Source organism: Stenotrophomonas acidaminiphila, from assembly GCF_001431595.1.
GTDB lineage: Bacteria > Pseudomonadota > Gammaproteobacteria > Xanthomonadales > Xanthomonadaceae > Stenotrophomonas > Stenotrophomonas acidaminiphila.
Genome location: NZ_LDJO01000020.1, coordinates 1 through 18,694, shown reverse-complemented (window position 1 = coordinate 18,694; position 18,694 = coordinate 1). Strand labels below are relative to the sequence as shown.

The 18,694-nt window shown below is 67.9% G+C and carries 12 protein-coding genes and 1 pseudogene; 10 read left to right on the top strand and 3 right to left on the bottom strand.

Annotated features, from left to right (window positions below):
• Window positions 1-105: 105 nt before the first annotated feature.
• Genes ABB33_RS19280 through ABB33_RS06200 form a run of 3 tightly spaced genes read right to left on the bottom strand, consistent with a single transcriptional unit; the run spans window position 106 to window position 2,957 of the window.
• Window positions 106-471: a restriction endonuclease subunit S gene (locus ABB33_RS19280; RefSeq protein WP_082595011.1), complete on the bottom strand. Its 366-nt coding sequence runs from the start codon at window positions 469-471 to the stop codon at window positions 106-108.
• Window positions 461-2,041 (bottom strand): class I SAM-dependent DNA methyltransferase, encoded by a 1,581-nt coding sequence (locus tag ABB33_RS06205; RefSeq protein ID WP_056931519.1) that lies wholly within the window; start codon window positions 2,039-2,041, stop codon window positions 461-463. Before ABB33_RS06205 ends, ABB33_RS19280 begins: the two co-directional genes overlap by 11 nt.
• A gap of 7 nt (window positions 2,042-2,048) precedes the next feature.
• Window positions 2,049-2,957, bottom strand: a complete 909-nt coding sequence (locus tag ABB33_RS06200) for a helix-turn-helix transcriptional regulator (RefSeq protein ID WP_056931521.1) — start codon at window positions 2,955-2,957, stop codon at window positions 2,049-2,051.
• A 1,004-nt stretch (window positions 2,958-3,961) separates the two neighbouring features.
• Here ABB33_RS06200 and ABB33_RS06195 point away from each other — a divergent pair.
• The 10 genes and pseudogenes from ABB33_RS06195 to ABB33_RS18485 all read left to right on the top strand — a co-directional run.
• Window positions 3,962-4,828 carry an HpcH/HpaI aldolase/citrate lyase family protein gene (locus tag ABB33_RS06195; RefSeq protein WP_056931518.1) on the top strand — a complete coding sequence of 289 codons (867 nt, stop codon included), beginning with the start codon at window positions 3,962-3,964 and terminating at the stop codon, window positions 4,826-4,828.
• 26 nt (window positions 4,829-4,854) lie between these two features.
• Complete coding sequence (locus ABB33_RS06190) at window positions 4,855-7,275, top strand: sodium:solute symporter (protein ID WP_056931517.1); 2,421 nt, start codon at window positions 4,855-4,857, stop codon at window positions 7,273-7,275.
• Between the two features lie 85 nt (window positions 7,276-7,360).
• A complete protein-coding gene (locus tag ABB33_RS06185) occupies window positions 7,361-8,242 on the top strand; it encodes a LysR family transcriptional regulator (RefSeq protein ID WP_152984982.1) in 882 nt (293 codons plus the stop codon).
• 270 nt (window positions 8,243-8,512) lie between these two features.
• A complete protein-coding gene (locus tag ABB33_RS06180; RefSeq protein ID WP_056931516.1) occupies window positions 8,513-10,705 on the top strand; it encodes a TonB-dependent receptor in 2,193 nt (730 codons plus the stop codon).
• A 303-nt stretch (window positions 10,706-11,008) separates the two neighbouring features.
• Window positions 11,009-12,214: a serine hydrolase domain-containing protein gene (locus ABB33_RS06175; RefSeq protein ID WP_056931515.1), complete on the top strand. Its 1,206-nt coding sequence runs from the start codon at window positions 11,009-11,011 to the stop codon at window positions 12,212-12,214.
• Window positions 12,211-13,152 (top strand): ribokinase, encoded by a 942-nt coding sequence (locus ABB33_RS06170; protein ID WP_056931514.1) that lies wholly within the window; start codon window positions 12,211-12,213, stop codon window positions 13,150-13,152. Before ABB33_RS06175 ends, ABB33_RS06170 begins: the two co-directional genes overlap by 4 nt.
• A gap of 29 nt (window positions 13,153-13,181) precedes the next feature.
• Window positions 13,182-15,371 carry a formylglycine-generating enzyme family protein gene (locus ABB33_RS06165; RefSeq protein ID WP_056931520.1) on the top strand — a complete coding sequence of 730 codons (2,190 nt, stop codon included), beginning with the start codon at window positions 13,182-13,184 and terminating at the stop codon, window positions 15,369-15,371.
• Window positions 15,368-17,227: a glycoside hydrolase family 127 protein gene (locus ABB33_RS06160; RefSeq protein ID WP_056931513.1), complete on the top strand. Its 1,860-nt coding sequence runs from the start codon at window positions 15,368-15,370 to the stop codon at window positions 17,225-17,227. Before ABB33_RS06165 ends, ABB33_RS06160 begins: the two co-directional genes overlap by 4 nt.
• A gap of 113 nt (window positions 17,228-17,340) precedes the next feature.
• Complete coding sequence (locus ABB33_RS06155) at window positions 17,341-18,534, top strand: CaiB/BaiF CoA transferase family protein (protein ID WP_056931512.1); 1,194 nt, start codon at window positions 17,341-17,343, stop codon at window positions 18,532-18,534.
• A gap of 13 nt (window positions 18,535-18,547) precedes the next feature.
• Window positions 18,548-18,694 (top strand): annotated as a pseudogene (locus ABB33_RS18485) (transaldolase); the annotation flags it as partial.

Genomic DNA, 18,694 nt, shown 5'->3' with positions numbered 1-18,694 from the left:
ACTACATCGAGATGTTCTACAACCCCATCCGCCGACATGGTTCCGCTGGCGGACTGTCACCGGTAGAGTTTGAGAGGCGCTACGCGCAGAGCGGCGACTGAGTGTCTACGGAACTCTGGCCGGTCCATTCAAAGAAGGCTGGGCACTGCCAGAGTTGTAACTCGCAAGATCAAGAGCGCCGAGAAAATAGAAGGTGAATCTTGGGTCGTTTCCTAAGAAGTCTGTAACGTAAAGGCACGTGTTGTGCGGCCAGTAATCAGATTTCACGTAGTGCACTCGTCCCATTGAAGCACCACTACGACCTATGACGACACCAGGGCCCCGTGATATGAACTTTCCATGAGTGCCGTTTTGACCGGCTGATCCCATAACCGGAAAAGTTCCAGGTATCCGCTCTTCAGCAGTCAAGTCGTGGCCACGCTGTAGTCGCACGAACTCACCGAGCGTAGTCAACTTCCACTCACTCGCCATACCCAAACTCCTTCAGGTTGGCTTCAATCGCTGCATCCAGTGCGGCAACTTCTGCCCGTTGTTCCCGCCACTCTGCGGAGAGTTGGAGCATTCTTTCGTCGAATGAAACGCCATCATCCTCATGCTCCACAGCGCCCACGTAGCGACCCGGCGTCAGAACATGGCCGTGCTCACGGATCTCCTCAAGTGAGGCGGATTTGCAGAAGCCCGCCACATCGGTGTACGCGCCCGCGTTTGGCTCACCGCGCCAAGCGTGATAGGTGTCGGCGATCTTTTGAACCTCCTTGTCGGTGAGCTCCCGCCGGGTACGGTCAACCAGCACGCCCAGCTTGCGGGCGTCAATGAACAGCACTTGCCCGCGTCGGTCACGCAGGCCGTTGCCTGGGTTCTTGTTGCGGGCCAGGAACCACAGACACGCAGGAATCTGGGTGGAGTAAAAGAGCTGCCCGGGTAGTGCCACCATGCAATCCACCGCGTCCACCTCGATCATGGCCTTACGGATGTCGCCTTCGCCGGACTGGTTGGAGCTCATCGAGCCGTTGGCCAACACCACGCCCGCCGTCCCGTTGGGTGCGAGGTGGTGGTAGATGTGCTGAAGCCACGCATAGTTGGCGTTGCTGACGGGTGGTACACCGAACTTCCAGCGCACGTCTTCGCGCAGGCGGTCGCCACCCCAGTCGGATATGTTGAACGGCGGGTTAGCGAGGATGTAATCCGCTTTCATTGGAGCACCGTCGCTCCCACGTTGGGCGGCAAATTCGTCTTTGTGAAAACTGCCTTCGTTGTTCCAGAAAATCTTGGAGTCGATTCCACGAACAGCTAGGTTCATCTTGGCCAACCGCCAAGTCACGTAGTTCGATTCCTGCCCATAAATCGCAATGTCGCCAATGCGGCCACCGTGCTCCTGCACAAACTTTTCCGACTGCACAAACATCCCGCCCGAGCCGCAGCACGGGTCGTACACCCGTCCAGAAAAGGGTTCCAGCATTTCAACCAACACACGAACCACGGAACGTGGGGTGTAGAACTCGCCGCCGCGCTTGCCTTCGGCACCGGCGAACTGGCCCAGAAAGTACTCGTACACACGCCCGAGGATGTCTCTGGAAGCATGGCCTTCCTCGTTGAGTGCAATGCCGGAAATCAGGTCGATCAGCTCGCCCAGCATCACCTTGTTGAGCGCGGGTCGGGCGTAGTCCTTGGGTAGCACGCCCTTGAGCGACTCGTTGTCCTTCTCGATGGCGCGCATCGCGTCATCAATCAAGGTGCCGATGGTGGGCAGCTTGGCGTTGGCCTGCAAATGCGACCAGCGGGCCTCCTTCGGCACCCAAAACACGTTGTCCGCGAGGTACTCGTCTTTGTCCTCGGCGGCCTGCGCGTCTTCGGCTAGCAGCGCCTTGTGCTTGGCCTCGAAGGCGTCGGAGATGTACTTTAGGAAGATCAGCCCGAGCGCGACGTGCTTGTAGTCGCTGGGTTCCATGTTGCCGCGCAGCTTGTCGGCGGCCTTGAAAAGATCAGCCTCGAAGCCGAGGTTGCCTCCGTTGCCGTTTTTGGCGGTGTCGTTCTGTGCCATCGTGTTCTTACCCTTTACGTGATGTCTTTGCTGCCGGTGCTTGATACCCCGGCGCAAGCTTGGCGTTCTCAACGCCGTACAGCGCCAGCGGATCGCTGAGCCATAGGCGGTACTGTTCTTCCTTGAGACGGTGGTCGGGCGAGCAGTCCACGCTCCAGCGCAGCAGCATGTAGCCCGCCACAGCGGCGCGAACGCGCATCCGAATCGAGCCGTCAGTCATCCCGTAGTCCATCTTGATGATCTCGGGGCGTTCAAGGCGTGGGTGCGGCACGAAGTCCAGCTCGACGATGCGCGTCCACTGGATGTCGTTGTCCGGCCGTTCGTTGGCCTGTGGCTCCTCGTCGAGCAGCGTTGGCGCTTCGATGCGGGTGACGACGAAATCCCGAAACTCTCCGCTCTTGCGATCAAAGGCCCGGACGTGCCAGCGCAGGCCGGTATCCACCAGCGCGAAGGGCACGATGACTCGCTCGGACTCGCCGCTGCTCATCGAGTGGTAGCGGATGGCGACGGGTCGCTTGGCGTGGATCGCCCGGCAAACCGGGGCCAACACATCCATCCTGGGGTTGCTCAGAGCGGTGGGCGACTCGCACGGCAGCAGCGGCTGCGTTGCACCGTTCACGCCATCGCCGAAGCCCAGAGCCAGCGCCGACAGCACACGCTGGGATGCGTGTTCGAACAGCGGGGAGAACGCCTGCCCGATCCGATAGATCTTGTAGCTACCGTCAAAGGTGATGTTCTGCGGCGCGATTTCCCGGTACAGCGCCAAGTCGCGTGTCGCCCCTGCTGGAGCCACGCCGAAGCGCTCAATCAGGTCTGGGCGACCGACCTCACCAAAGAAGTAGAGCCGGAAGTCGATGTAGGCCAGCCGCTCGCGCTGGGCGTGGCTTAGCCTCTCGACGCGCTGGGGTTGAGTCACCGAAGGCTCCTCATCCAAGGCGGACGACCGAAAGACTGCGATTGGTTTTATGTTTGTCCATTGCCAGGCGGTTCACATCATCAAACTGATGACATTATGCGCCACAACTTGGACTACAACAACACGAGCGTAGCTACACCTCAGGTGTCGAGTTCGATTCCGTGTTTAGGGATTGAACCGGCGTCCGCAAAAAGACTGCCGGATGTGACACAGGAGTGCCAAAGGACGGTGATCAGCGTAGAATCATCGCTGAACGGTGCTCATCGGAACTCATTGCAGCCGTGATAGGCCGCGTGGCGTCGCCACAGCACCACCATATTGAGATACCGGGATTTCCCGGGAAGTCGCCAAAACCCCTGGGAAACCTGGGGTTTTTCTTTGGCTGTTGCTTGGCCGTGTCCGGGGTAGTCACCGGGTCGCCGGGGCCGTGGAACCCGAGTTGGCGATGGGCGGGCGCCCTGGGAGGCGCGTGCCGCCCGGCCGGATCCCGGGGGCGACCGGGGCGTGCGCTGCCCACGGCCCACGCGGCATGCGGCGTGCTTGCCGATGCCGTTTCCTGCTCGTCGAGCCCTTCGGGGTTGGCGGTACCCGCCGTCGACGATGCTGGTGGCCGCCCGGCTTCTGCCCGCCGCTGAGGCCGGGCGGGCGCGTCCGCACGTTTTCTCTGCGCCTCATTGACCGGGGGTGCCGGCAGCACCGCGTCGGTGCAGGTCCCGGGCTCCCGCGGGTGTGCCCCGGGGCGCGGGTGGGCGCCAGCCCGGTTTGCCGATACCGGCCGCGTCCGCGACAGGGCGGAGCGGCCATGGTTCCTGGCGTGGCTGGGGGGCGTTGGGTGGGGCAGGGTTCCGCGCAGCGATTTCCCAGCGCGATCCCCTGCCTGGTGCCGCTCCGGGGCAACCGGGCAGGGTGGCAATGCAAACAAACGCTATCGCGTGAATGTCCGGGGATACACATTTTTCAGCGTTCCGAATCGCGCAGACTGCCCCGCAGGATGAGGGGGAACCATGCGTAGCAAGCTGTTCGTGCCGGGGGCACGCCCGGAACTGTTCGACAAGGCGATGGCCGGCGCGGCCGATGTCCTGTCATTCGACCTGGAGGACTCGGTCCCGGAGGCGGGCAAGGCCGCCGCGCGTGCGCAGGTCGCCAGCTTCCTCTCCCGGCCAGAGGTCGCGGACAGCGGCCGCCTGCTGATCGTGCGCAGCAACGGTACCGACACGGCCCATTTCGTTGCCGACCTGGCGGCGGTGGCGCTGCCGTCGGTGTGGCTGCTCAACCTCCCCAAGGTCGAATCGGTGGCGCAGGTGCACGCGGCGGTCGCGTCGCTGGAGCGCGCGGAGGCCGCCAACGGCGTCACCCGCCCCATCGGCCTGCTGCTCAATATCGAAACGCCATGCGGCCTGCGCATGGCCCCCGCGCTGGCCGCCGCGCATCCGCGCGTGGCCGGGCTGCAGCTCGGGTTGGGCGATCTGTTCGCGCCGCACGGCATCGCCCGTACTGCTACCAATGTCCACGCCACCCTGTTCGCGCTGCGCATGGCCGCTGCCGAAGCGGGCGTGTTCGCCTGCGATGGCGCCTTCCCCGATGTCGGCGACGACGATGGCTTCCGCGCCGAGGCCAGGCTGGCCCACGAGCTGGGCTTCATCGGCAAGAGCTGCATCCACCCGCGCCAGGTCGGACTGGCCAACGAGGTATTCGGCGCGTCCGATGCGGCGCTCGACGAGGCTTGCCGTATCGTCGCTGCCGCCGCGGATGCCGCTGCCCAGGGACGCGGTGCGTTCCTGTTCGAGGGACGCATGATCGACCTGCCTTTCCTGCGTCGCGCCGAAGCACTGCTGGCCGGCGCCACCCGCCGCGCGCCCGCCGCGTCCTGATTCCCATGCCCTGCCGAGCCACATCGATGCCGATACCCGCAGTAGCGCACGCCTCCTCCCTTTCCCGACGCCTGCTGCGCGGGTTGCGCCTGTTTACGGCAGCGGCGCTGCTGGTGCTGGGCGGTACCGCGGCGGCGGACAACCTGACCAGCGTCGCGTCCGGCACGCTGGCGCCATTGCCGGCGGAGGCCGCCCAGCCACGGCTGCTGGTGGTCGATGGGCGCGACCTGGCGCTGTCCGCCGATGGAGCCTGGGCACTGGCCGGTGACGGCAAGGCCTGGCAGCCGCTGGCGCCGGCCGGGGCCGGTGCCGACATCCGCATGGCGGTCAACGCCGGTGGCCAGACCTGGTTGCTGCGCGGCGGCGACAGCGACAGCAGCGACCGCCTGCAGAGCGCACGCCTGCAGGGCAATACGCTGTCGCTGGGGCGCACCCTGGCGCTGCCGGCGACGCTGCGCCAGGCGCAGGTTGCCGCGCTCGGGGACGTGCTGTACGTGGCCGGCACCGGTGCCGATGGCTCGATGCACCTGTATCGGCACGCGCTGGCGGTGGAGGGGGGCGGCTGGCAGGCGCAGCCGGCGTGGCCTGCCGCCGGGCGCCTGGTGGCGCTGCAGGGCCAGAAGGGCGGCCTGTACGCGGCCGTTGGTGATGCCACCGGCGACGTGCTGTGGCGCTGGACCGCTGACAACGGCTGGCAGGAAGCGCCGGCGCCGGCGGGTCACATCCTGCCCGGCTCGCTGCGCACGCTCGGCCAGGCGCACCTGCTGATGCTGGTGCGCGATGCCGACGGCATCGGCCTGCGCACCTTCCATACCATCACCAGTGCCTGGGCCACGCTCGACGCACCGGCCATGCCGGCCGACGCGGCGCCGCTGGCGATCGCCGCGCGCGGCAACGGCCTGGCCTGGGCCGGCGCCGACGGTGGCATGCACTACGCCGAGGTGCAGGGCGGCAAGCACCTGCTCGGGTGGCTGGACTGGAGCGTGATCGTCATCTACCTGGCAGGCATGATCGGCATCGGCGTGTACTTCTACCTGAAGGACCAGACCGCGTCGGAATCGGAATTCTTCGTCGGCGGCCGCAGCATCCCGTTCTGGGCCGCGGGCATCAGCCTGTACGCCACCAACACCAGTTCGATCAGCTTCATCGCCATTCCCGCCAAGGCCTACGAGACCAACTGGCAGTACCTGACCAACAACCTGGTGGCGGTGCTGGGGCTGATGTTCGTGGCGGTGTGGATCGTGCCGCTGCTGCGGCGGCTGGACCTGATGAGCGTGTTCTCCTACCTGGAGACCCGCTTCCACCCGGCCATCCGCATGCTCGCCAGCGCCCTGGCCATCGCCATGCAGGTCGGCAGCCGGCTGAGCGTGATCCTGTTCCTGCCGGCGCTGGCGATCGCCACCATCACCGGCATCGACGTGGTCTGGAGCATCCTGATCATGGGCGTGTTCACCATCATCTATACGGTGATGGGCGGCATGCGCGCGGTGGTGTGGACCGATTTCGTGCAGGTGTTCGTGAAGATGGGCGGCGCGATCTTCGCCATCGGCTTCATCGTGTGGACCCTGGGCGCCGATTTCGACGGCATCCGCGAAGCGGCGATGGCCGAGCACAAGACCAAGCTGCTGGACTTCAGCTTCGACCTGACCAAGGCCACGGTGTGGGGCTTCATCTTCCTGGTGGTGTTCGACGTGGTGTTGACCTTCCCCAAGGACCAGGTGCTGATGCAGCGCACGCTGGCGACCAAGTCGGACAAGGAGGCCGGGCGTTCGATCTGGATCTTCGCCGCGATCATGATCCCCGGCGGCTTCATCTTCTACAGCATCGGCACCGCGCTGTGGATGTACTACAAGCACAACCCGGGCCGGCTGGACCCGCTGCTGCCGATCGACGCGACGTTCCCGCTGTTCATCGCCGCCGAGCTGCCGCCGGGCGTCACCGGCCTGATCATCGCCGGCATCTTCGCCGCGGCCATGTCCACGCTGTCGAGCATCATCAACAGCGTGGCGACGCTGCTGTCGGTGGACTTCTACGACAAGCTGGCGAAGAACCCGACCGAACGCGGCAGCGTGCGCTTCGCCGAGATCATGACCGTGGTCGTCGGCCTGGCCGGCATGGGCCTGGCGCTGGTGCTCTCGCGCTATGACATCCACTCGCTGTTCGACGTCTCGATCGAACTGGCCGGCCTGCTCGGCGGCGGCTTCGCCGGTGCCTATACGCTGGGCATGTTCACCCGCCGCGCCAACTCGCCGGGCGTGGCCATCGGCATCGCCGGCAGCATCGCGCTGACCCTGCTGGCATGGTCGCTGGACCTGGTGCACCCGTACTTCTACCTGGGCATCTCGATCCTGCTGTGCATCGTGATCGGCTACCTCGCCAGCCTGTGCTTCCCGGCGCCGGCGCGCTCGCTCAAGGGCCTGACCATCTACCGCCAGGACGCCACGTGAACGGCCGGCGCGCGACCGTGACGTTGGTCGGATGCCGCGCGCCGTGGCCTGCTGTAGCGTTGCCCCGGATCCAGAGGGCATAGTCGTGGAAACCCAGTTCCTCAACACGTTCGTCACCGTGGTCGATCGCGGCTCGATGGCCGCGGCGGCGCGCATGCTGCACATCACTCCGGCGGCGGTGGCGCAGCAGATCCGCACGCTGGAACGCGAGCTCGGCGCGCCGCTGATCGCGCGCGCCGGGCGCACCGTCAGCGTCACCGCCGAGGGTGCGCGCATCCTGCAGCGTGCACGCGACCTGCTGCGCGACGTGTCCGACCTGCGCAGTGTGGCCAACGAGAGTGGCATGGCCGGCGAACTGCGGCTGGGGGCCTGTCCGACCGCGCTGGCCGGGCTGGTGCCGGACATCCTGGCGCGCATGGTGGCCAAGTTTCCCGAGATCAACGTATTCATCCGCCCCGGCTATTCGGCCGACCTGTACGGCGCGGTGGAAGCAGGCGACCTGGACGCGGCGATGGTGCTGCAGGCGCCGTTCTCGCTGCCCAAGACCTGCGACTGGCAGCTGCTGCGCGAAGAGCCGATGGTGGTGCTGGCACCGGCGCGGCTGGCCGCGCGCGACCCGCACGACCTGCTGCGCGATGAGCCGCTGATCCGCTACGACCGCCATGAATGGGGCGGGCGCCAGGCCGACGAGTACCTGCGCCGCGTGGGCATCGTGCCGCGCGAACGCTTCGAGCTCAACGCGCTCAACGCCATCGCGGTGATGGTGGACCGTGGCCTGGGTGTGTCGCTGGTACCCGACTGGGCGCGGCCATGGCCCGAAGGGCTGGCGGTGGCGCGGCTGCCGCTGCCCGAACCGTGCGAGCCGCGGCGCATCGGCATGGTCTGGTCGCGTTCGTCGGTACGCATCCGCCAGGTCAACGCGCTGCTGGAAGAAGGCCGCGCCGAACTGTTGCCCGGCAGGGCCTAGCCGCGCCTGCCGGCGCAGCCCGTGCGCCTTTGCCGCACGCCCGCTACCGGCATGATCCGCAACAAATCCTAGGCAGTGAACATACGATTGCGCGCTTCTATCGTCATGAAGTCGCACCTAGTCTTCGGCCAAGACCGGCCGGTGCGTGACCAGATCCCGTAGAGGATCGTCCTCCACCCCGGCCCGACGGGCGCGAGCCCGGACGCGATATCCGGCACGTTCGACTCCCCGGTCGTCGGTGCCGCAATCCACTTCGGGGGGAGAGAATCAATGATCAAGCCACTTACGGCCGCCATCGGCATGGCCCTGCTCGCCGGCATGAACGGTGCCGCCTGGGCGCAGGACGCCCAGGACAAGAACCAGGACAAGGCCGTCGACCTGGACCAGGTGATCGTCACCGGTACCCGCACCGCCACCGCCATCGACAAGATTCCCGGCGCCATCACCCTGGTGTCCAAGGAAGAAGTGCAGCGCACGCTGAGCCTGACCGAAGACGCGACCGCGGTGCTGGCCCGCACCGTTCCCGGCTACGCCGAGTCCTCGCAGGCCATGAGCAACACCGGCGAAACCCTGCGCGGCCGCATCGCGCTGCGCCTGTTCGACGGCATCCCGCAGGGCTCGCCGCTGCGCGAAGGCAACCGCAACGGCACCTTCACCGACATGGGCGTGGTGGGGCGCATCGAGGTGATCAACGGCCCGTCCGCTTCCGAAGGCATCGGCGCGGCCGGCGGCATCATCAACTACATCTCCAAGGTGCCGACCGTCGAAGGCCACGAGACGGAAGTGATCTCGCGCTACTCCACCCAGTTCGGCGACGACAGCGCCGGCTGGAAGCTGGGCGTGAACCATGCCTACAAGGGCGATGACGTGGATGCGCTGCTGAGCGCCTCGTACATCGACCGCGGCATCTCCTACGACGGCAATGGCCGCCGCATCGGCATGAACACCAGCGGCTCGACCTCCGACTCCGAGGCCCGCAACCTGTTCCTGAAGGCCGGCTACAACTTCGGCGAATCCGGCGCGCAGCGCCTGCAGGCCAGCTACAGCCGCTTCAAGATCGACGGCAAGGCCAACTACCACCAGGTCGAAGGCTGCCGCTACGACCCGGTGTCGTGCCCGGTGCCGACCACCAATACCTCCGAGCGTGGCGCCATCGCCGGCTCGCTGGCCGAATTCAACGATTTCAAGCAGTTCGCGCTGAACTACAGCAACGGCGACCTGTTCGGCGGCACCCTGGTGGCCGACTACTACTGGGCCGACCAGGCCATGCGCTACCTGCCGGAGAACGGTGACGACAAGCAGCTGGTCAAGGTCGGCGCCGGCTTCGACGAAGCCCAGCGCATCTACGACCAGTCCGAGATCACCTCGAAGAAGCAGGGCCTGCGCAGCTCGTGGACCCGCGGCGACATATTCGGCCTGGAAGGGCTGCAGCTGCGTGCCGGCGTGGACCTGGTCAAGGACGAGGCCGCGCAGCGGCTGGCGCTGACCAACCGCCTGTGGGTGCCGCCGATGAAGTACACCAGCACCGCGCCGTACGCGCAGCTGACCTGGGACATCGGCCCGGTGACCGTCAGCGGCGGCCTGCGCCGCGAAGACGGCGAGCTCAAGGTCGACAGCTACACCACCACCGCCTACCGCAACGGCGTGTTCGTGCAGGGTGGGGGGCTCAAGTACGCCGAGAACATGAAGAACCTCGGTGCGATCTGGCGCGTGACCGACGAGCTGTCGGTGTTCGCGTCCTACGGCGAGGGCTTCGGCCTGCCCAACATCGGCATCCCGCTGCGCAACATCAACGTGCCGGGGCAGTCGGTGGACCGCATCTCCGACCTGCAGGCGATCATCGTCGACAACCGCGAGTACGGCTTCAACTGGCGCGGCGACCGTGGCGCGCTGGGCATGTCCTACTACGACAGCCGCTCCGAGTTCGGCACCTCGCTGGCCATCGATCCGCGCAGCAATGACTTCATCCTCAGCCGCGCACCGACCCGCATCAAGGGCTTCGAGGCCAACGGCGAGTGGCGCTTCAGCGATGCCTGGAAGGTGACCGCGCTGTATTCGCGCATCCGCGGCACCACCGAGTACTACCCGGGCTCGGGCCTGATCAAGAAGATGGGCGTGCTGGACATCAACCCGGACAAGATCGGCGCCTCGGTGGCCTGGAACTTCGTGCCCGAGGCCAACGTCACCCTCGGCGCGACCAAGCTGCTCGACCGCGATCTGCGCGCCACCCATACCCGCCCGAGCGATGGCGCGGTGTATGCCAACGCGGAGAAGACCGAAGGCTACGTGCTGTTCGACCTGGTGGTGAACTACGACACCGGCCGCTACGGCAAGCTGTCGCTGGGCATCGAGAACCTGTTCGACAAGCAGTACATTCTGAGCTGGTCGCAGTTGCCCGGTTGGCAGAACTACTGGTCCGGCCGTGGCCGCATGGTCTCGCTGAGCCACAGCATCAAGTTCTGATCGTTTCACCCCCAGCGGCGTCCCGGTTCTCCGGGGCGCCGCTTTCGTTTGCAGGGCCCGGCGCTGCCGCCATCACCCCGGGATCGGTGTGGCCTGAAGCAAGCGGAGTTCCCTTTGCACCGGCGCGCCCTGCGTCTAGGCTGGTCCCGGCAAAGCGCACCCCGGCGCCAACGCACGCCCCGCTCGCTCCCGCGCCTGCACGGCCGGGCCATACGGAACCGCAGCATGCACTCCACGGCACCCACAACCGGCACCGCAGCATCCCCGGCATGGCGATCGCCAGCGCGCTGGCTGCTTTGCTGGATGCTCGCGGCCGCCTGCATCGCCCCGGCCGGCGCGCGCGACGATGACCGCTGGCAGCGGCTGGACGGCTTCCTCCAGGACAGTACCGGCAGCGGCCGCTTCCCCGGCGCGGTGGCGCTGGTCGAGCACCGCGGCCGCATCGTTTTCCATGGCCGCTGGGGCCATGCCGACAGCGCGGGCACCCGGCCGTTGCGCGAAGACGCCATTTTCCGCATCTACTCGATGACCAAGCCGGTGACCTCGGTCGCGGTGCTGATGCTGATGGAGGAGGGGCGGCTGGCGCTGGACGATCCGCTGTCGCGCTACCTGCCGGCATTCGCCGACCGCCAGGTCGTGGTCGGCGGCGACGCGCGGCATCCGCAACTGGCGCCGTCGCCGCGGGCGATCACCCTGCGCCACCTGCTCACCCATACCAGCGGGCTGGCGGCGGACTCGGCCGCGCACCCGGTCGCGACCGGGCTGCTGGATGCCGCCGGCATCGATGCGGCCACGTCGCTGGAGGACGTAGCCGCACGCCTGGCGACGCTGCCGCTGGCCGATGCGCCCGGTACCCATTTCCATTACGAAGGCAGCAACACCGAACTGCTGGCGCGGGTGGTGGAAGTCGTGAGCGGGCAGCCGTTCGCGCAGTTCCTGCAGCAACGCATCTTCGATCCGCTGGCGATGCGCGATACCGGTTTCGTCGTGCCCGCCGCACAGCGCGGGCGCGTGGTGGAGCTGCCGACCGGCACCGACGATGGCCGCCTGCGCGTGGCCGGCACGCCCAGCGCGCTCAGCCCCGGCGTGCGCCTGAGGGGCTACGACAGCGGTGCCGGCGGCCTGTACTCCACTGCCGCCGACTACCTGGCATTCGCGCGCATGCTCCGTGACGATGGCCGTGCGGGCGGGCGCCGGCTGCTGGCGCGCAAGACCGTGGACCTGATGATGGCCGACCAGCTCGGTGGCTTCGTACCCGCCGTGCCGGGCCCGGCGCCCGGCGAAGGCTTCGGCCTCGGCGGTTACGTCGTCGTCGACCCGGCCGCGCGCGGCAAGCTGGGCAGTGCCGGGCAGTTCGGCTGGTCCGGCGCCGCCTCGACCTACTTCACCATCGACCGCCGGGAGCGACTGGTGGCGATCCTGATGCTGCAGTACCTGCCCGCCGGCCCACGGCCGCTGGCCTCGCCTTCGACCCGCTTCTACAACCTCGTCTACCAGGCCATCCCATGAGCTCCACCGTCCTCGTCGCCGGCTCGGCCAATCTCGATTTCGTGGTGCGCGCCGCGCATGTGCCGGCGCCGGGAGAGACCGTGCTCGGTCGCCAGTTCCGTACCTTCCCCGGTGGCAAGGGCGCCAACCAGGCGGTGGCCTGTGCGCGTGCCGGCGGTGCCGATACGCGCATGCTGCTGGCCCTGGGCGAGGACGACTTCGCCAGGCCGATCGAGGCCTCGCTGGGCGACGCCGGAGTGCGGCTGCATGTGGTGCGCGATGCGCAGCTGCCGACCGGCACCGCCTTCATCTGCCTGTCCGACGATGCCGAGAACGCCATCACCGTCGCGCCCGGCGCCAACATGGCCCTGCAGCCGATGCACCTGCCGCCGCTGGACGGCGTGCAGTGGCTGCTGCTGCAGCTGGAGACGCCGCTGGACACCGTGCTCGCGCATGCGCGGGCCGCACGTGCGGCCGGGGTCAAGGTGGCGCTCAACGCCGCACCGGCTCAGGTGCTGCCGGCCGAGCTGCTGGCCGCGCTGGACATGCTGATCGTCAACGAGGGCGAACTGGACGTGGTCGCCGGCCACCCGCCGGACCTGGCCACCGGCCTGGCGCGACTGCAGGTGCCGTGCGTGATCGTCACCCTCGGCGCGCGCGGCTGCCTGGCGCGCAGCGAGGGCCACATCCTGCTGCAGCCGGCATTTTCCATCGAGCCGGTGGACACCACCGCTGCCGGCGATACCTTCTGCGGCACGCTGGTGGCATCGCTGGCGCGCGGCCAGACGCTGCAACAGGCGCTGCTCCGCGCCAGCGCCGCGTCCGCGCTGGCCTGCACCCGGCTGGGTGCGCAGTCCAGCATCCCCGACCATGCCGAGGTCGCCGCACTGCTGGCCGATACCGCACGCGTCCCCGGTGCCGCCGCCCATGCCGCGCTGGCGATCGCCTGCGCGCTCTGACCCTTTCCGCTTTCCGTTGGATGAATGCCATGACCACGCCGTACACCACGCCCGATTACGACAACGAAGCCGCCGACCACGGGCGTGAGGCGATCACCACCGAATACAAGTTCTCCCACGTCACCACCGGCCGCTATCTGCCCACCCCGGGCAAGGCGCCGGCTTGGCCGTTCGCCGACATCGGCAGCTGGATGATCGACGCCAACGCCAGCGCCGCCGACTGGCTGACCGAACTGAAGGACTGGCGCCGCGAGCACCTGGTGCGGATCGGCTACACCGACGCCAACTACCGGCGCCCGGAACTGCAATGGGCGCAGCGCAACTTCGTGCATGCGCAGATGATGGTCGAGGACCGCTACTTCTTCGACGTGGATACCGCGCAGTACACCGTGGACCGCTACCTGGACGACCTGGTCGCGCGCTTCGGCGGGCTGGACTCGGTGCTGATCTGGTACATCTATCCGAACATCGGCATCGACGACCGCAACCAGTTCGACCTGGCGCACACGCTGCCCGGCGGCATCGAGGGCCTGAAGGCCGCGGTGCAGGCATTCCAGAAGCGCGGCGTGCGCGTATTCCTGCCGGCCAAGCCCTGGGACCACGGCACCCGCGACCCGGGCGTGACGCACTGGGACGGCATGGCCGCGATCATCAAGGCCACCGGCGCCGACGGCATCAACGGCGATACCTTCAACGGCGTGCCGCGCGCGTTCTTCGATGCGTGCGACGCCAACGGCAACCCGGTGGTGGTGCAGCCGGAGTCGACCATCAGCTCCGAGGAGCAGCTGATCTGGAACGTGCAGAGCTGGGGCAAGAAGGCGCCGGACGGCCCGGTGCCGCCGGTGTCCAAGTGGAAGTGGCTGGAACCCCGGCACATGGTCAACTACGAGAACCGCTGGGGCCGCAACCGCAACCACGACCTGCAGTACTGCTTCTTCAACGGCATCGGCTACAACGCGTGGGAGAACATCTGGGGCATCTGGAATGCGTTCACCCCGCGCGACGGCGAGACCCTGCGGCGCATCGCGGCGATCTACCGCCAGTTCCCGCAGCTGGTGGTTTCGCTGGACTGGGAGCCATACCAGGTCTGCTTCCAGGGCGGCATCTTCGCCAGCAGGTTCCCGGTCGGGGGCCTGACCCTGCACACCCTGGTCAACCGCAACGAGTACCCGGTCGACGGCGAGCAGATCGGCCTGGCGCACGTGGAGGGCACCCGCTACTACGACGTGTGGCATGGCGTGGAGCTGTCGCCGGTGGTGCGTGACGGCGTGGCGGTGATCGAGCTGCCGATGGAGGCGCGCGGCTTCGGCGCGGTACTCAGCGTGCAACCGGGCGTGGTGGTGGATGGTTTCGACGCCTTCATGGCCGCGGCCGCCACGCGTGCCCGGCAGCCGCTCAACAGCTACTCCGGCGCCTGGAAGGCGGCCCCGCAGCAGCTGCGCGAGATCCCGCCGACCGCGGCGCAGGCGGTCGCGCCGGACGGCATGGTCGGCATTCCCGCCGGCGAATTCGTGTTCGCCGTCGGCGGCGTCGAGATCGAGGGCTTCAACTGGGCCGGGCAGGACGTGCAGTTCCCCTGGGAAGACTGCCCGCGCCGCCACCACCGCCGGCGCATGCAGATGGCGGCGTTCCACATCGACCGCCATCCGGTCACCAACGCGCAGTTCAAGGCGTTCATCGACGCCACCGGCTACCACCCGGCCGACGACATCAACTTCCTCGCCCACTGGGTGGACGGTGCGCCGCGTGCCGGCTGGGACAACAAGCCGGTGACCTGGGTATCGCTGGAAGACGCGCGCGCCTATGCCGCCTGGGCCGGCAAGCGCCTGCCGCACGAATGGGAATGGCAGTACGCCGCACAGGGCAGCGATGGCCGGCTGTATCCGTGGGGCAACGACTGGGACCCGGCCCGGGTGCCGCGTGTGAACCGCGGCCGCCGCATCCTGCCGCCGGACGACGTCGACGCGCACCCGGACGGCGCCAGCCCGTTCGGGGTGGAGGACCTGGTCGGCAACGTGTGGCAGTGGACCGACGAGTTCGTCGACGACCATACCCGCGCGGCGATCCTGCGCGGCGGTTCCAGCTACCAGCCGCAGACCTCGCACTGGTATTTCCCGCAGGCATACCGGCTTGACCAGCACGGCAAGTACCTGTTGATGGCGCCGGCCAAGGACCGCAGCGGCATGCTCGGCTTCCGCTGCGTGGTGGACGCGGCATGAGCGCGGCCATTGCCTGCGGCCAGCAGTGGGTGGGCCCGGCGGCGGTACGGCTCGACGGCCTGTTCGGGCAGATGCTGGCCGCCAACCGTGGCGGCCGGCTGAGCCACTTCATCGTCGATGAGGACAGCCCGTCAATCAGCATCTTCGGCCAGGCGCACAAGTGCCGGAACCAGGAAGGCGACTGGTACGGCGAGCATGCCGGCAAATGGCTCTCCGCCACCGCGCGGGCGGTGGCGCAGGGTGGGCAGCCGCAGCTTGAGGCCAACCTGCGCCGCGTGGCCGACTGGCTGGTCAGCCAGCAGGACGACGACGGCTATCTGGGCAACTACGCCGCCGACCGCCGCTTCACCGTGCCGCAGCCGCCCAGGCCGGAAAGCTGGAACGGCGAACCGGCGCTGCGCACCTGGGACATCTGGACCCACAGCTACCTGGTCCTGGGTTTCCTGGAAACCTGGCGCGCGCTGGGCGAGGTGCGCTACCTGCAGGCCGCGTGCCGCATTGCCGACCTGTGCTGGCAGGCGCTGGAGTCGGGCATCGACATCACCACGCTCGGCAACCACCATGGCATGTCCGCCACGGTGCTGCTGGACCCGGCCGCCGACCTGTACCTGGTCACCGGCGAGCCCCGCTATCTGGCGCTGGCCGAGAAGATCCTGCAGCAGGCCAATGCCAACCCGCGCCTGGCCCTGCTCGACAAGGCACTGGCCGGCGAGGACGCGGCCTTCATCGCCACCGGCAAGGCCTACCAGCTGTGCTGGAACCTGGTCGGGCTGGCCAAGCTGTACAAGGCCACCGGCAAGGATGAGTACCGCGTCGCCGTCGATGCGCTGTGGAACAACATCCGCACCCACCACCTCACCCTGGGCGGCGGCCCGTGGGGCGGGGTGGCGCACCGTTCGCGCGAAGTGTTCAACGCGCCGCGCACGTTCTTCCCGCAGGCCTACGTGGAGACCTGCTCGGTACTGGCATGGATGCAGCTGAACCGCGAGCTGCTCGCGATCACCGGCCATGCGCGCCATGCCGACGAGCTCGAACGCACCGCCTACAACGACCTGCTGGCGGCGATGGCGCCCGATGGCGAGGACTGGTGCTACTACACGTTTCCCAACGGCAAGCGGGTGCACACCACCTACTGGCGGTGCTGCAAGTCCTCCGGCGCGATGGCGGTGGAGGAACTGCCGCAGGTCGCCTACGGCACCACCGCCGACGGCAGCCTGCGGGTCAACCTGTATGGCGCCGGGCAGGCGACCCTGCACCACGCCGAGGCCGGCGCGGTGACGCTGCAGCAGCAGACGCGCTATCCGTTCGACGGCCGGATCACGCTGCAGGTGACGCCGGAAAACCGCGCCACCTTCGGCATCGGCCTGCGCATCCCGTCCTGGGCCGGGGATGCACGCATCCGGGTCAACGGCATCGAGGTGCCGGTGCAGGCAGGCGCCGATGGCTTCGTGCAGCTGCAGCGGCAATGGCAGGCCGGTGACAGCATCGCCGTGGTGCTGCCGATGCAGCCGCAGCTGCAGCGTGCGGCCAACGTCAACGTACAGGAGTCGCGTGCGCCGGATGGCTCGCCGGTGGCGCAGGAAGTGCTGCGCTGGGAGTACGCCGGCCTGACCTACGGCCCGCTGGTCTACGCCACCACGCTGATCGACGGCTACAAGACCGACGAGACGGTGAAGCTGCCTGCCGGTGATCCGGCGCAGTGGTTGCGGGTCGGCGAGGACACGGGCGAGGGCGCGCCGCTGACGATGCAACTGGAATGCCGCGCACCGCTTCGGTTCGAGCCTTACTACCGCTGCGGTGGACGCGTGCACGGTGCCTGGCGGCTGACCTGGCTGTCGCTGGCGCCGACACCCTGACGGCGCCGCGCCACGGCCATTCGCCGCTTTAAGTCCTCGCTGAAAATACCCGCACGATATGTTTCTTCCCGGCCCTGCGGAGGAAACTGCAATCAAGGAATCGAGTGCACCCCATGCCCGCAAGCCCAAGCCCGTCACCCTTCGACATCGCCCGCCGCGACGGCGCCAGCGGCCCGCTGAGCGGCGTGCGCGTGCTCGATCTCAGCGCCTACATCGCCGGCCCCTACGGCTGCACGCTGCTGGCCGACCAGGGCGCGGAAGTGATCAAGGTGGAACCGCCGGCCGGCGACAACCTGCGCAAGTATCCGTCCACGCTGGAAGCGGAAAGCCGCGCCTTCCTCGGCGTCAACCGGTCCAAGCGCGGCGTTGTGCTCGACCTGAAGCAGCCCGACCAGCGCGCGGTACTGATGCGGCTGGTGCGCGAGGCCGACGTGCTGGTGCACAACTTCCGTCCCGGCGTACCGGCGCGGCTGGGCATCGACTTCGACAGCCTGCAGCGGCTCAACCCGCGGCTGGTGTACTGCGCGGTCACCGGCTACGGCGAGACCGGCCCGCTGCGCGACAAGGCCGGCTACGACCAGGTGCTGCAGACCATGACCGGCATGTGCGCGATGCAGGGCAAGCCCGGCGGCGCACCGGAAATCCTGTACGGCTCGGTGGTGGACTACTACGCCGCCGCGCTGGTGGCCGCGGGCGTGTCCTCGGCGCTGTACGAGCGCGAGCGCAGCGGCGAGGGGCAGTACGTGGGCGTGTCGCTGCTGCGCAGTGCGTTGGCCATGCAGTCGGCGCGGATGATCTGGGCCGAGGGCGAGCCGGAAGCAGTCGGCCGCGACATGCGCTCGGGGGGTGTCACCGGCATCCATCCCACCGCCGATGGCTGGCTCTACATCTCGGCCAACACGCCGCATTTCTGGCAGGCGCTGTGCGAGAAGACCGGACTGCCGGAACTGGCCGCCGACCCGCGCTACGACACCGTGCGCAAGCGTGCAGCGCACTCGGACGAACTGCTGGCGCGGTTGCACGCGGCGTTGGCCGCGCGCAGCGCGCTGGAATGGGAAGCGCTGTTCGGCGAGGACGTGCCGTGCGCGGCCGCGCGCAAGGTCGAGGACATGTTCGAGCACCCGCAGGTGCAGGCCGGCGAGATGATCGCATCGCTGCCGCACCCGGTGCTGGGCAGCTACCGCGGCATTACCCGTCCCATCGTTTTCGGCCGCACGCCGGGCCCGCAACCCTTCGCCGCGCCGGTATTCGACCAGGACACCGCCTCGGTCCTCGCCCGCGTCGCCGAAGACGGCGCCACGCCCTGACCTGGAACCTGCAATGACCCGATCCAAGCTCGCCCAGCTGCGTGAACTGTCCGTCGTGGTCGCCGATACCGGCGACTACGACGCCATCAAGCGCCTGCGCCCGGTCGACTGCCCCACCAACCCGACGCTGGTGCGCAAGGCGCTGGACCTGCCGGTCTAA